The organism is Vibrio diazotrophicus, from assembly GCF_038452265.1.
GTDB classification, from domain to species: Bacteria; Pseudomonadota; Gammaproteobacteria; order Enterobacterales; family Vibrionaceae; genus Vibrio; species Vibrio diazotrophicus.
In genome coordinates this window covers 991,557-1,007,570 of record NZ_CP151843.1, presented here as the reverse complement: position 1 = coordinate 1,007,570, position 16,014 = coordinate 991,557, and the positions used below count along the sequence as shown (strand labels likewise).

Genomic DNA, 16,014 nt, shown 5'->3' with positions numbered 1-16,014 from the left:
TTTTCTACTATTGTTTTATAGTGGTGTAATCTTCTAAAAATATAGTTACTTGAAAACCTTGTCTATCAAATGTCATTATTTTAATTGTGGTTATTTTAATATTGAAATATTGGTTTAATATTATTCTCATTATTTTTGTAAGTGTTTTGTATTTTAATGTCTTGTTTTTTGGATGATTTAGGAATGTCAGATGGAACCGATATTGTATATCCAAGTAGGAAACGTACTTTGGCAAGTGCTCAGCGATGGTTCTTGGAAGGAAGTCTCGACCACTGAGTTTTTGAATCCTAACATAGAAACAGTGGTCATTACCTCACAAGAAATAGGAGAAGGGAATGTCGCTCAAATTACTAGCGATACTATTGAAGTTGACGTTCAAGAAATTTTGTCTCGACTTTCTAGCTCTTCCCAACTCCCAGTAACAACTGATTCCACTCAAAACAATAGTGGCGATGATTCATCAGATAGCGCAAGTTTTTCCATATTTCTTGAAGCAATTCTGCCTGAAACATTGGTGTTTTCGGGTTACGAAACACGTCCTTTTGAAAATGACGTGAATGCCTCTTTTACTCAGCGTCCTTCTCCTCCTGAGCGTCTAAACGAATCTGCGACATTGACGGTAACTATCCTCGATGGTGGGGATGGGTATGAGAATCGGTTCGAAGTTCCCAGCGTAACGATTCGTGGCGACGCCATAGATATCCGAGATAACTGGATTGTTAATATTCAAGTCCTAGACCAAAAGGGTAATTTTGTTACAGCGACAGCAAAAGTACAAAATGAACGATACCAAGTATCTGGAGTGGATCTTTCTTCACTTGCAGAAGGTCCATTAGAGGTTCGAGCCCGAGTGAGTGATGTGTTCGAAACTAACCTATCTGCAACTGATACCACTGTTAAAGACACTTTGGCTGCGATTAGCGCGGGTTTTGATGGTAATGGTGATGAGTATCTCAATCAGTTTGAGATTGATGCCACGACTATAAGGGGTTTTATTGTTCAAGTCGAAGATGGGCAGCCAATAGCGATATCCGTTAAGGATGATGACGGTAATATTTTGAGGTTTAATTCCATTGTCTCTGGTGGGCGCTGGGAAATTGAGAACATTAACCTTGATGATTTTTCAGAAGGTATTCTTACAGTTACGGTAGAAACTGTCGATATAAGTGGTAACCCAGCTGTTGCAACTGGAACAATAGTGAAAGACACCGTTGCGGCTATCAATGCGGATGTTGATGATGGTGGTGACGGGTATCTCAATATAGAAGAAAGAGCTGCCGCTACTTTCTTTGGCTCTGTTGCGAATATTGAGGATGGTCAATCTGTAACCATTACTATCACTGATATTAACGGTGCATTTGTTACTTACTCCGCTGTAGTCAACAGTGGTAATTGGAGAATTGAAAATAAAGACCTCACGTCGTTGGACGACGGACCTATTACAGTCAGTGTTTCTTCAGGTGATATAGCGGGTAACCCTGCGTCAGCATCCGATAGTGCGACAACCATTGATGCTACCTTACCAACGATCGATATAAATACAGACATCTATATAGAAAGTGGTTTGGGTATTGCCAATTTCCGTCAAGGTTTGATTACGGAAATGAGAGGGACGACAAGTGGGGTAGCTGAAGGTCTGTCTGTTACCTTACGGGTTTCTGATGGTACCAATATCTTAACTTTTTCCGGAAATGTTGATGCCTCAGGAAACTGGGTAATAAACGATATCGATATTCAACAACTGAATCAAACCGCGACATGGTTTATTGAAGCGGAAGTTCAGGATGTCGCTGGTAATACGGTTCTTGACACGATGCCTACAATCATTCTGCCTGATTCCGAATCGTTTTCCGAAAATATCATTGGTTTTTACGGCCAACAATCCAGTACTTCAAATATCAATATCGAGAATGGTGAACTTAGCTTTAATGAAGATCAGTCGGTCATTGGATTGATGACGTCGCTCGGACAGACGATAGACCCTGTGGTATCGCCCGATGGACAAACTCTGGTAGGAATCTCATCAGATGGCCGGACAGTGTTTGATGCGAAAATTAACGGCGACGGCACGGTCACTATTACGTTTTACCAAGCCGTTGATCACGACATAAACGATGATGATTTGGTCACGGCTATCATTATTAAAAGTGTACAATCAGATTTAGATGGTACAGAAGAAACAGTTTTAGCACGGCTACCAATTACCATTTATGATTCAGACCCCATCATTCATGATGAGACTTATTCGGTAATTGAAGATCAAACATCGTCAGGCAATGTGCTGGTAAATGATATCGATTTTGATGGCGCGTTATATGTTCGAATTGTTGAGGCTGGCGGAGAACAAAAAACGGTGCCTCACGGAGGTTCAGTCACTTTCTCATTAAGTAAAGGTGAACTAACCGTTTACTCAAATGGCGATTGGGTTTTTGAAGCATCTCGAAATTTAGATAATTCTATTGAACAAGTCGTTACTTTTGACTATGTAGCCGCAGATACCTCTATCGATTATGGTACAGCGACAGCAACGATTACTATTGTTGATGGCCAACCAGGGTACGTGGAAAAAAGCACGGTCAGTGCTGTCGAAGTCAACTTATCTGATACCCACTTATCGGCTATAGGAACAACGAATATTGTTGGTGGCTCAGACAATCCAGATCCAGAATCACTGCAGTTTAATCAAGTATCCTTAGTTCGCCTTCAGGCGCTAGGTTTGACGAGTTCTTTATCCAATGAAGCTTTGAGTTATGAACTGAACGAAACGGGCACTGAAATCATAGCTTCAGTTAATGGTATGACAGTTTTCAGTTTGTCATTGAGTGGTGCTGTTTCTGGTAACAATGTTATTGCTTCGGTAGAGCTGAACCTTCAATACCCAATCGATCAATTTCAAAGTGGTGATCTGGTTGAGTTACCTTTAACTATTAATGCTCGCGACATCGATAACTCTACTTTAATCAGTAACCAGTTCACTTATGTCATTCAAGATGGTGCCAATCAGGCTTTAGTAAACGCGATCGTTGTAGAGGCTGATGAATCCGATTTGACGTCTGGTAGCGTTAGTCATGATGGTAGCTTCAATGTCACTATCGGAAGTGACTATGTTGATGGACTTTATTTTAGTGATGCAAATCAGCCGCAGTTAACAAGTGGTGGTAGTGAGATTTTGTATTCAGTCTCGTTAGATGGAGCTTCAATCATCGGATATATCCTCGATAGTGATGGTATCACTCACATCAACGTGTTTCAGGCTTCCTTATCATCAAGTTTGCCAATCACGAACGATAGTGATGTTACATACACTTTTGAGCTCTATAGGGCTCTGGATCAAAGTGATAGTAGTGCAGTCTCTATTCCACTTGTGGTCATCGCTGAAGATTCAGACTTGGATAAGACACAAATAGAACTGGATATTACCGTAAACGATAATGACAACGGTGATGCCGCTATTACCAATGGCACGGTGGAATTATCTGAAGCTCCTATTGATACCGCAATTACTCCCGCTGGAGTGAGTTCCACAGCAAATGTCTCTGTGACTGTGACTGCTTCATTTGATCCTATTATTTACTTAGGTTTGCTTGTCAGTGATGGCGAAACGGTAGTCGACAGCAATGGTAATGATGTTACTCATAATGGTGAAAATCTAATCTGGCGTGATAACGGTGATGGAACCTATGATGCAGTGCTAAATAGTGGTGTTAAAGTCTTTGAGATAACGCTGCCAAGCGACTTTTATCTTGGTTCTGAGCAGTCAGCACAAGTTGCTGTAACGATTGAGTTGTATCAGCCGATTGATCATCTAGATGGCGATGGAAATGAAATTCTAATTCCTGTCCCTGTATTGACGCGTGATTCCGATGGTACTGAAGTTTCATCTGTTTCTTACATTAATGTTTATGATGGAACCAATCCGCAGTTAAGCGTCAATGATGGACTTACCGTTAATGAGAACGGTTTAGTGGATGATGACCTAGATAGAGGAACTGAACAAAGTTCTCCATCTCTAAGCATCGTTAAAGGTTCAGATGATGTTGCGAATATTACTGTTGATGTTTCGCAATTTAACTCCCAGAACTATAGGACCAGCAGCGGTAGTTTAGTAACAATAGGCTCGGCAGATGCACAAGGTTGGTACTACGCTACGGATGACAGCGACCAAAACGTATTTCGCATTCGCTTCAATTTGGATGGCACGGTAGAGTTTGAACTCTATCAGGCTTTGATGCATCAGGCTCCAAGCGGTGTTTTGTCTGACGAGAATGAGTTACATCTTGATTTTTCTATTACAGCTGTTGACGCAGATGGAGACAGCTCATCCTCCCAAACTTATACGGTTACCGTTATTGATGATGTCCCAGGCTCTGTCGAACAAACCATTGAGTTAACTGAGGGGGATGAATATTCAGGGAATTGGTTTAGCGTTCATAAAAATATTGATGGCGCAGACGGCGCTGTGATTACTCAGCTGGAATATCAAGGTACGGTATATGATACTGGCAGCGCTGAATTTTCTGGCGGCACTTGGACTATTACACTGGTTAACACCAGTGATGGAAACGCTCAATATGCAACGTTAGAGATGTCCCAAGACGGCAGTTTCATTCTTAATACCGAATTGATAGTGAACACACCTATTGGAGGGTTACTTGACGAATTAGTCGTCACCATTGTTGATGCTGATGGTGACCAGTCAAACAGTACTGTTGAGCTTACACTTAAGGATTTTGAAGGTTTTATTCGCACGGTCGGCGTAAGCACCTTAGAGGATAACGGTGAAAATAATGGTGGTTTGCCTAATCCTCTGGAATTGCCGATCCGTGTCTTTGCTGGTGACAGTGATGATAACGAACACGTAGAAGAAATCCGTATTTCTGTTGATTCTTTACAAGGTGGCTCACTGTATCTGGATGGTGTTCTTCTGACCGATGATGATGACGATGGTTATATTAACTTGAGAGATTCAGATGGACAGTTAAAAGGTGTAAGCAATTTTTCGGTTGCCAACGGCATACTAACTTATCAGCCACTTGTGAATGCTTCTAACAACACAATTTCAGTTTCTCTGGCAATTTCTGCGGTAATTTCGTCAGACACCAATCCTCAAGGTGTCATTTTAGATACTGGTAGCACGGTAGACATAGACATTCTCCCTGTGGCTGATGCGCCAGAGTGGAGTGACCAATCAGAGTTTTCGTATGAGACTGTAGAAGATTCGGGAGATGCTACTTTACTTAATATTGTAGCGGATTTGTTTGATATCGATGGCTCTGAAACACTTCACTATGAATTATCCAATATTCCCGATGGCTTGATCATCACATTGAATGGTAGTGCCATCATTGAAGGAAAAAGTTATACACAAGCCCAGCTTAACCAGATGGAAATAACATCGGAGCAGAATGTAGCGGGGCAATTTACATTTGATATTAGAGCGGTATCGACTGAATCAGGAACGGTCTTCGACAGTGAGACAGACCAGACGGCTGACATCACTCATCAGGTTGTTGTTAACGTAAGTCCGGATGCTGACACACCAACTCTATCTGTAAGCAATATTAAGGGGTTAGAAGATCAAGTAATTGATCTTAATGGCTATATTGTCGGGAGTTTAACCGATATTGATGGCTCTGAAACCTTGTGTTTTAGAGTTGAAGTTCAGGATGGATGGACACTCCCTGTTGGGAACGGAATAACACTGGTTGCGACAAATACTTATCTTGTAACCGCGCAGGCGTTAGCAAATTCACAAGCCCTCCTACAACCGAAAGAAGATATCAGTTCGTATACAGAATCTTTGTCGATTACTGTAACGGCCATTTCAACGGAATCAATGATAGATGGTTTAGACCCAATTAATGAAACAGCGGAAAGTGCCCCACAAGTTATTGAGATTCATTTGAAAGGTGTTGTGGATGTCCCTGAAGTCGTCGATGGTGGGCAAGGACATTGGCAGTATGATAACAGCACGCAGATTATCAGTAACGCTTCACCGCTTAATGAAGACAACTTGATACAGCTCGACTTCATTATTAATACCTCCGACGATGACCAATCCGAAGAGATAAACATTCTGCTTTCAGGTATTCCTGAAGGGACTTCACTGGTCGATTCCAATGGCGCTCCTGTCTCGCTGGCTGTGGCGTATATCGATGCAACAAACGGTCCAACCTATCAGATATCTAACTCTCAATTGGCCAATACTTACCTTAAACCTGCGACAGATTTTAGTGGTGAATTGACGCTTAAAGTAACTGTTGTTTCGACTGAACCCGATGGTGATTCAGGCGAATTCTCACTGACTGTAGAAATGAACGTGTCACCTGTTGTGGACCAGCAAGACGGATTGGTAATTCATAGCCAAGGAGTCGAAGACAATGGGATTAAATTGAAGCTTGAACCTGTTGTCGATCAGGATAATGACGGTAGTGAATCATTGACAGGGTATACAATTGTCTCACTTCCCGATGAACTAACTCTTTATTTTGACGATGTAGAAATTAATGCTTCTTCGTTGCCATTTGACCTCTCCACACTTTTAGATGGCACGTCACAGGCGCTTAACGAGTTATTAAACAGCGGCAGATTAACGGTCATTGCTAGTGAAGATTTAAGTGGCGAATTTAACGTTGAAGTCAGCTATCAGGTTACGGATACGTCACCGACGGGAGACGTTGACGTTAAAGAATTATCCGCAACTTTAACCGTTACAGTTGAAGGTAAGGTTGATATCGGTAGTGAAGATGTCGACAAAACCCGCCTCGATGGTGCTGAAGATGTGTTTATTAGCAGTGACGGTTCGCCCGTAGACATCAGCGGTGGGGTCACTTTTACCGAGCTGGATTTGGATGGGTCTGAGTACATCGACTATATCGTTCTCCAATTCTCCGGCGACTACAATTTGGTAGTTTCGCATCCTAATGGCGTATCACAAGATGCGAATGGGAATTGGTTAATTCCAATGGGGGATATTACAAGTGATAGCATTGTGGAAACGGCACAGGATCTGTTGGCGGGTGCCACAATATCGAGCTCTGTTGATACGGAAGTGATAGATGTCACTGCTAAAGCTTATGTTAAAGATGGCAGCGATTCACAATACATTACTGATCAATTTCAGATACAAATAACGGGCAACTCTGGAGATGGAACCGGATGTGCAGACCCCGGTACACCGGGTTCCGTTCAGGGGCAGGATATTCTCGCTCGAGAAGGTGAAGATATTGCTGTCGGCCAGTATCTCAATTCTGATGTCGAGAGTTCACCTGACAATTTGGTTTCTTTCTTTATTCCAAGTGATTCATTACCGGATGGTGTTGAAATAGAGGGTGAGGGAGTAACGCCTGCTTATGATATCTCTGGTAACTTGCTAGGCTATTCAGTGACAGGCACAGGATTAGATTCTATCCGTATCACGGGCGTAGACGAAGACTTTAGTGGTTGTATCAATTTTACCATTGAAGTAACGGAAACTGCGCCGTGTGATGGTGACACCAAAACAACCGCACAAACAATCACAATACAAATCGCGCCTGTGGTTGATGACATCACGATTTCTCCTACAAACGTCGTGGTTCAGGAAGATACGGTATCAACACTTAATCTCGAGTTGATACTAGGCGATAGCATCGCTGATAGCCAAATTATTCGCGGTGAAGGTGAGTCTTCAACCGGTAAAGAAACGGTGAATTGGGTGACTTTATCGGTATCAAATGGGGCAAGTATTAGCGCAGTAGATAACGCGTTAATCACTGATAATGGTGATGGTACATGGACGATTACGGATGTCAGTCGCTTAAACGAAATACAAGTGCTCCCCGCTGAACATTACAGTGGAGAAATTGTGCTAACAGTTGAAGCTAATATCACTGATGAAGTTACAGGCAGCTGTTTAAGTGGTGAGAATGCTGTCGATACTCAGACTAAGGAGACAACGGTAACAATAGTTGTGGAGCCTGTTGTTGATAAAGCCAATCTAGTGTCCGAAGATGTGACGGGGAATGAAGACAACTATATTTATTTAGGAAACTTAAAAGCTTCACTCTTTGACCAAGATGGCTCCGAATCAATGTCACTCATTATCAAAGGTGTACCACAAGGTGCCGTATTGGTGTGGGATAACAATGGAACCTATGAGTTACTGCCGAATAATGGTTCAAATAGTGCCAATGAGACCGAGTGGCAAATCACCCAAGAACAACTCGACAATATTTACCTGCTACCACCATTAGATTTCAGTGGTGATGTAACCTTAACTTTGGAAGCGATTACTCAAGAGCTTGGGACGGATTTATATAACTACACGACCTCTGAATTTACCGTCGGCGTGTTGCCTGTTGGGGATTCAGTAGAGTTAAATCAGGTTTCTGAGTCTATTAGTGGCAGTGAATCTGAAGTTATTCACATTGATTTTGTTGCCTCAAGCTTTGAGACCAACAGCAATGAATATCTGGAAGTGTCGATGATAGTGAATGCGAGCTCCGACCCCTCGGCATTTGATGGGCTTGGTCGCATTAGGATCGGAAATCAGTTTGCACTGTTCAGTCTTGATGCCAACGGAAATGCCGTAGCGACTATTTTGGTCAGAGCAGATGAAGTCAATGGGTTAGATTTCATACCGGGCGACGCATTTGGGCAGATGGATGTCACACTCAGCGTTAGAACCTACGATCAGTCTGTCGTTCAGGGAAATAGTGAGCAAGCGTATGGTGAAGCAGAAACGTCAGACTTAACCATTACTATTACTCCAGAGCCGGATGAGCCAATTTTGACTGCTGAATATAATTCTATTGTGGCGGAAGCTTCAGGTGTTATTGGCTTGGGATTAGATATGAATTTGGTACACCCATCTGATCAGGAAACGGGACAAATCACGATTAGTGGGATACCTCAAGGTTTAGAACTGAGTCACGGCAGTTACCAAAATGGTGTTTACACGGTTGAGCTTAGCGATGTCTCCGATTTGTCTATCATCGGTGGTTATACCGGAGCGGACGATTTTTCTTTAACCGTTATACCCATGGCATCCATTGGTGAACAAACTGCCTCAGGACTTGCTCAAACAATTTTTGTTTCGTTAGTAGAAACAGGTGACTCTACAATATTAGCCAGTTCTGCTGACGATTTACTCATAGGAGGCAGCGGTAATGATAAATTCTATTTCGATACCGATGGGTTAGGTACTACCCTCAACCCTTCATTTGATGTGATCAGCGATTTTCAGATTTCACTGTCTGGTGGTGACAACGATACGATCGACCTTTCTGCGATTATTACCGCAACGGACATCATTCAACTTGATAATAAACTGGATCTCACACAAACCGCAGAAGGGACTATTGTCAATTTGAAACCTGATCAATCGGGCACTCAACAGCAGATCTTATTAGAAAATGTTACTTTTGATGACCTCTATCAAGCAGACGCCAGTGGAGCAAGTGAAGCAGATATATTGCAGAAAATGATAGATGACAATAACTTAATTGTCAGTGGGGTTTCATAATGCAAGTGGATTCCACAATTCAACAAGAGAAGCACACTCAGAATGATCCGTGGTTATCCGTGTTACTGTGGTTGGTTCAGCATTTTGAATTGCGTCATCATCCTTTAAAGTTGATATCCGGTATTCCATTAGAAGATGGAAAGCTTAACAGCGATTTGTTTATCCGTATGGCAGAACGGGCTGATTTAGAACTCACTCTTGTTGAACTTCACTCAGCTAGAAATGCCAGTTTTCCTCTAGTGGTTGCGACTAGGTCACAAGTACCTAGCATTGTTACTGGATACGATACGGAAGGGTTTCATGTCCAATCTTTTAATGATGACCAAATTTGTACGGAACTGCTTAGCGAGCGGGACCTACTTAATCAGTGTAATCAACAGGCATGGCAAGTAAGCGCAAATACGTATACAGATGAACGTGTAGACTCATTGCATCGGAAGAAGACTGAGCACTGGCTATTTTCCGTAGTAAAAGAGATGCGTCCTTGGTATCGGGATTTACTGATTGCTTCATTGATGATCAATGTTCTTGCATTGATCGTTCCTCTTTTTACAATGAATGTTTACGACAGAGTGGTGCCAAATCAGGCCTTTAACACACTATGGGTTCTGGTTGTCGGCATGTCCTTGGTGGTTGTTTTTGATTGGCTGTTACGTAAAGCCCGAGGTATTGTTACTGACAGTGCAGGCAAATACATAGACAACAAACTATCTGCACAACTGTTTTCTAAGGTCATGGGGATGAAACTTGAGCACCGTCCTCAATCAATAGGTGCTTTTGCGAGGCAACTGCAAGATTTTGACAGTGTTCGCGATTTCTTCACCTCCGCATCTCTGGTTGCAGTTGTAGATCTACCATTTACGGCGCTGTTCCTGCTTCTTATTGGTTGGTTAGGTGGAACGATGATGGCTATACCTATCGCTGTCATGTTTTTATTACTGCTATTAAGCAGTGCCATGAAATCCAAAATAGAAAAAACTCATACCGAAACCGCAACGCTATCAACACAAAGGCAGGCACATTTATTTGATTGTTTGTCTTCAATTACTGAACTAAAACAGAATAATGCCACAGGCAACGCACAAAAGCGTTGGGAAAACACTGTCTCAGCTTTGTCTGATTGGCAAAATCTATCGCGTCATTATTCAAATGTTGTGGCCTATTCAATCCAGTCCAGCCAACAGATCATTACTATCGCACTTATTGTTACAGGGGTTTATCGAATCGCGGAAGGTCAGCTTAGCATGGGAGGGTTGATTGCAATCGTGATGCTAAGTGGAAGGGCAGCAAGTGCTGTTAATCATATTGCTATACTGCTACTGCGTTATCAGCAAACGAAAACAGCTGTTGAAGGGCTGAATTCAATTATTGAGCTTCCCCAGGAAACCAATAGAAGTCAGGTTATTACCAATGGTGATTTTCAAGGGGCTTTTCGTCTTGAGGACGTCAGTTTTCAATACTCGAGTAGCCCTGTCGAGTCGGTGAAAAATATTTCCATTAATGTTACGAAAGGGGAAAGAATCGGCATTGTTGGCAATGCTGGTGCGGGTAAATCCACCTTACTTTCATTAATTACTCACCAGCTATCTCCCACACAGGGGACTATCTATTTCGATAATATTGATAGTCACTTGTGGCCTGTTGATCTATTGAGAAGTCATACGGGTTGGGTTGGGCAAAATCCGCAACTTGTTTACGGGTCTATTATTGAAAATATTGTGCTGGGATACAGTGTTGTTGACCAGACAAGATTGCAGAAGGTGATTGAACTTTCTGGATTAAATCATCATATGACTCGTTTGTCTCAGGGTATGGAGACTCAAGTTGGAGAGGGCGGAAGATTCTTGTCCGGTGGACAACGTCAGGCTGTCGCATTAGCTCGGGCATTGTATCGTCAGCCATCCATGTTAGTCATGGATGAACCCACAAATAACTTGGACCGAAATGCAGAAGCTGTACTCTTTAACTCCCTACAAAATATGCCTAAAGATATCACGTTGATCATCAGCTCACATAAGCATTCGTTCTTAGCTCTTTGTCATAGAATTATCGTATTGGATCAGGGGAAAGTGGTTTCAGACGGAACAGCGAAAGACATTTTATCCCAGCAATCAGTTGGCAATTCCTCAAATAGAATCCGAGCGGTATCCATTGTGCGTGAGGGAGGCAAGGGATGAGTAGCGTTCGTTGGAGTAATGCTCATTTAGCTTATCGTTCTAGGAAGTTGATTTGGTTATCAGCCGCATTGATTACAGGGGCTATTTTCTGGGCTGCCTGGGCACAATTGGACGAAGTCATTGTCGGTGAAGGTGAAGTGGTCCCTTCTCTTTCAGTTCAAACGATTCAAAGCCTCGAAGGCGGAATATTAAAACAATTACACGTTAACGCTGGTCAGATAGTAAGGAAAGGAGAAGTCATAGCGATACTTGATGATACTCGCTTCAAATCGTCCTTTTTAGAGTCCAACCAGCAGGTTGACTCATTACTGGCTCAGAAACAGCGATTACAAGTGGAATTAAAGACGGTAAAAGTAAACAACGCTAACTTAAATTGGCAAGAACAGGTTGTCATTGAACCTCAACCATTTGAAGTTGCCGAAACAAGTCACCCCGCTTATTGGAATGCCAAAGCAAATTATGTTGAGAGACTTGATCAGCTTAAATCTGAACTGGAAGAAGCGCAGTTAAGAATTGAGCAGCAGGCACAGGCATACAACGATACGCTCAATACTATCGACACATTACAGAGCAGTTTGAAGATTGTTACCAAAGAGCGAGATATGTTGAAAGACGTGGTCGAGAGCGGAGCGGTTGCAGAAGTTGAACTGTTCAAGCTCAATCGAGATGTCATCAAAGTCAGTGGCGATTTATCGAGTTCAAAAGCGGCAGCACAGAAACAGAAAGCGGCTTATTCTGAATCAGTCGCTGACCGAAGAGGGATCGCTCTGACATTTCGCACAGAAGTTCAGGGGCAACTGAATGAGGTTCTAACTAAGCTAGCGCAGCTTAATGAAAGTCAGCAAGCAATAGCCGATCAATTACAGCGCACTCAGATAATTTCTCCAGTAGATGGAACCGTAAAAGATATTTTTGTACGCACCATTGGGGGCGTTGTGAAGTCCGGCGAGCCCATTATGGAACTTGTTCCATTGAATAGTGAACTGATTGTGGAGGCCCGTATTTCGCCACAAAACATCGCTTTTATCCGGCCGGGGTTAGAAGCTACGGTGAAGCTGTCTGCTTACGATTTCGTTATTTACGGAGGACTTAAAGGAACAGTCAGCTATGTGAGTGCTGATGCTTTAAAAAACGACGAAGGTCATGCTTATTACCGAGCAAATATTACGTTAGAAAGTAATGAACAATTCACCATTATTCCTGGAATGCAAGTAGTGGTCGATATTATGACAGGGGAAAAATCGGTTCTCAGTTATTGGTTAAAACCAATATTGAGAGCGAAAGAGAACGCTTTACGAGAAAGATAATACCAATAAGGACATTTAATGCGTTTTAAAACAATAGTTTTGGGATGTTTGCTGGCTAGTCCCATTGTAAATGCAATGACGCTTGAAGAATCTGTAGCACTTGCTCTGGATAGCTCACCGGACTTACTTGCCAAATATTCCCGTTTCCAATCGATGCGTAAAGACAGCGATGCCGTGGGTGGGAGCTATTTACCTCAAGTAAATCTATATGCCGCTGCTGGTTATGAAGGAACTCGTTATAGCAATGGCAACTATATTGATAGCGAAGATCGGATTCTGGATAGAACCGAACTGGGTATAAAAATCTCACAACTGTTGTTTGATGGTTTTGCTACGACATCGGACATTGAAAGACTTGACTTAGAAGCTGAGGCCGCAAGGCTGAGTTTATTATCTTCTGCCGAAAATATCGCCTTGGAAACTGTGAAGGTTTACGTTGATGTTTTGCACGCCGAAGAACTTTTGGAACTGACAAAGAGAAACCTACGAGAGCATCAGGAAATATACCAGTTAATCTTGGACAAAAAAGAGAAAGGGTTGACCAGTAATTCTGATTTAGCACAGATTGCTTCTCGAGTCGCGACAGCTCAATCGTCACTCATCGCTTCTCAAAACAATCTTAATGATGCAAAGACCAAATACTTGCGTTTAGTTGGTAAAGCACCAAAAGATATCATTGAGCCCGTATTTGATGCCCGTCTAATCCCTCCAAATGTCGACATAGCGAAACAACAGGCGACAGATGGGCATCCGTCTATTAAGTCAGCTATCAATGATTTGAACGCTGCTCGAAAAGAAATTGACCGAGAAAAAGGTGGTTACTATCCCGAGCTAAAACTCGAACTATCCGCTAACAAAACGGACAATGTAGATAACATCGAAGGAATTAATGAAGATGCCAAGATAATGCTGACACTTAACTACGATATTTTTAGTGGATTTACGACTAATTCAAGAGTGGAATCTTCCGCTTGGCGTGCTGAAGAAGCTCGAGCTGTGCGTCTTCAGGCTCAGTTGGATGCAGAAGAAGGTACCCAACTGGCGTGGAATGCCTACGAATTGTTAGAACAGCAGAAAAACATCTTAAAAACTAACGTAGATGCAGCAAAAATTGCAGAGCTCGGTTACATCCAGCAATTTAATGTAGGTCGAAGAAGTCTGCTTGATGTACTGGATGCCAAAGTCGAAACATTCGCAGCTCGACGAAATTATGTGCGAACTAAATACGACCGATTAGTGGCGGCATATCGTTTATTTAACGCGATGGGTACATTGACTTACGCTCTAAGAGTTGAATATCCAGAGGAATGGCAGGAGAAAGGCAATGAGTAAATTCCATTATTTATTTCTGATGTCTCTCTTGCTTCTAGGTTGTGCACAACAACCAGATGTGCGAACCACCCGACATCAGTTGGATGATTTATCCGATCAAGATAAAGATGGCGTGATTAATCAAAGGGATTTGTGCGCGGATACCCCTGAAGGCGTCTTAGTTGATAGTCAGGGATGTGCAGATTGGCATACGACACAAAGTTTAAATGTGGTTAGTTTCTTCTTCGACATGGACAAGTCTGATATTAAGTCTGAGCATCAAACACCATTGAAAGAGTTATTGGAACTTTTGGCGTCCAATCCTGAATCTATAGCTATCCTAATCGGTGATACCAGTCCTGAAGCGACTTTGGACTACAATCGGGAACTTGCAAAGAGACGCACTCACGTAATCAGGGGGTTACTTGTTGAAAATGGAGTTGATCCCCAAAGAATTGAGGAGCAAGAATTTACTCAAATAACGTCGTTGACCTCACAGTTGAAAGAGCGGCATCGCCGAACGATCGCTGTGGTAGAGGTGAGTACTATGAGCGTTAAGCCTTCGTGGACAATCTTTAGCTCTGATACTGTTCTCAACCCAGGATCGGCAGTGGAGGTTCAAGATGAAAATTAAACGTATAAGTTTGTGTCTGTTTGCTTTGATACCCTTTTTTGTCTTCGCTGAAGAGTCGCCCTCCAACGATAAAGCTATTATCGGTGCTGAAAGCTATATCTCCGATTTAGCTAACCAACTGGTGAGTGAGCAGGGTATTGATGCAGAAATATATGGCAGTGAGGATATTCCGGGGGACATGCTTTTGGGGCGATACAAAATTGGCATCACCTCAAAAAAATGGACGGATTTAGAAGTCGCAAAGTTTTACAACCTGAAAGGATACCGTCCTACCCAGCTTTATCTAACTGCTGATGTTGTCGCCATCTTGATCAATCAGGATAACCCGAATACTTCAATGACAGTTGGTCAGATTGGTAAGGTTTTTGGCTGTAATGAAGATATAACTCCGGCTAAATGGCCTCGAGAAATCAAGAGTGCAAGTGAGCAGTATGTCCTTCCATTTGCAGTCTCTGATGAGTTTAACATTCATCAGAGGTTTAGTGATTGGGTGGAATGTTCAAAAGGGACTTACTCTTTAACTCAGTTTGTTGCTGATGAAGATGATTTGCTTGATAAGTTAGGCAGTGAAGCTGCATCCATGGTTTATGTAACCTATAACGATAAGTGGAAAGACAGTAAGATACTTTCTATCATCGACAGATTTGGTGATTTACAAGAGGCGAACATCGAAACCATTTATTCAGGAAGATATCCTCTATCAAGTGTCTACTACATGTACGTAGACTTACCTCCATACCGAAATGAGTTGAGTCAAAGCGAACAACGCGTCTTAGAATTTACGATTACCCCAAGTCATACTGAAACGCTGAATCAGTATGGATTTTTAAGGCTTCCTGAAGAAGCTATTCATCGAAACAAAATAGCATTGAAGTTGGATGAGCCATTAATATCAGGAGGGTACAAATGATAAAGTTCCCATATTTTAATTGATTTACAATTCTCTAAACTAGATAAAGTATTCGCAAGGTATTGCCCTGAGAAAACACATTCCTTAGAAGTGTAATAAAAGGTGAGAGTCCCCTATTTCCCCCTTTCGAGCACCATTTGGTAATGGCATGTTTAGGTGAAACACTATTC

The 16,014-nt window shown here is 42.3% G+C and carries 6 protein-coding genes; all 6 read left to right on the top strand.

Annotated features, from left to right (window positions below; genetic code table 11):
* The first annotated feature begins 190 nt into the window (after positions 1–190).
* Genes AAGA51_RS19815 through AAGA51_RS19790 form a run of 6 tightly spaced genes read left to right on the top strand, consistent with a single transcriptional unit; the run spans position 191 to position 15,844 of the window.
* Positions 191–9,505 carry an Ig-like domain-containing protein gene (locus AAGA51_RS19815; protein ID WP_042485739.1) on the top strand — a complete coding sequence of 3,105 codons (9,315 nt, stop codon included), beginning with the start codon at positions 191–193 and terminating at the stop codon, positions 9,503–9,505.
* The gene (locus tag AAGA51_RS19810; RefSeq protein ID WP_042485742.1) at positions 9,505–11,682 is read left to right on the top strand and encodes a type I secretion system permease/ATPase; all 2,178 of its coding nucleotides are present in this window, start codon (positions 9,505–9,507) and stop codon (positions 11,680–11,682) included. The genes AAGA51_RS19815 and AAGA51_RS19810 overlap by 1 nt, the downstream gene beginning before the upstream one ends.
* Positions 11,679–12,989, top strand: a complete 1,311-nt coding sequence (locus AAGA51_RS19805) for an HlyD family type I secretion periplasmic adaptor subunit (protein ID WP_042485747.1) — start codon at positions 11,679–11,681, stop codon at positions 12,987–12,989. Before AAGA51_RS19810 ends, AAGA51_RS19805 begins: the two co-directional genes overlap by 4 nt.
* 18 nt (positions 12,990–13,007) lie before the next feature.
* Positions 13,008–14,321, top strand: coding sequence for a TolC family outer membrane protein (locus AAGA51_RS19800; protein WP_042485751.1), 1,314 nt, complete (start codon positions 13,008–13,010; stop codon positions 14,319–14,321).
* Positions 14,314–14,934, top strand: a complete 621-nt coding sequence (locus AAGA51_RS19795; protein WP_042485753.1) for an OmpA family protein — start codon at positions 14,314–14,316, stop codon at positions 14,932–14,934. Before AAGA51_RS19800 ends, AAGA51_RS19795 begins: the two co-directional genes overlap by 8 nt.
* Complete coding sequence (locus AAGA51_RS19790) at positions 14,924–15,844, top strand: substrate-binding domain-containing protein (RefSeq protein ID WP_052404593.1); 921 nt, start codon at positions 14,924–14,926, stop codon at positions 15,842–15,844. The genes AAGA51_RS19795 and AAGA51_RS19790 overlap by 11 nt, the downstream gene beginning before the upstream one ends.
* The last annotated feature ends 170 nt before the right edge of the window (positions 15,845–16,014 follow it).

Bases quoted from the DNA above. Each gene is read 5' to 3' on its own strand.
- AAGA51_RS19790 (WP_052404593.1), top strand. From the start codon at position 14,924: ATGAAAATTAAACGTATAAGTTTGTGTCTGTTTGCTTTGATACCCTTT.
- AAGA51_RS19795 (WP_042485753.1), top strand. From the start codon at position 14,314: ATGAGTAAATTCCATTATTTATTTCTGATGTCTCTCTTGCTTCTAGGT.
- AAGA51_RS19805 (WP_042485747.1), top strand. From the start codon at position 11,679: ATGAGTAGCGTTCGTTGGAGTAATGCTCATTTAGCTTATCGTTCTAGG.
- AAGA51_RS19815 (WP_042485739.1), top strand. From the start codon at position 191: ATGGAACCGATATTGTATATCCAAGTAGGAAACGTACTTTGGCAAGTG.
- AAGA51_RS19810 (WP_042485742.1), top strand. From the start codon at position 9,505: ATGCAAGTGGATTCCACAATTCAACAAGAGAAGCACACTCAGAATGAT.
- AAGA51_RS19800 (WP_042485751.1), top strand. From the start codon at position 13,008: ATGCGTTTTAAAACAATAGTTTTGGGATGTTTGCTGGCTAGTCCCATT.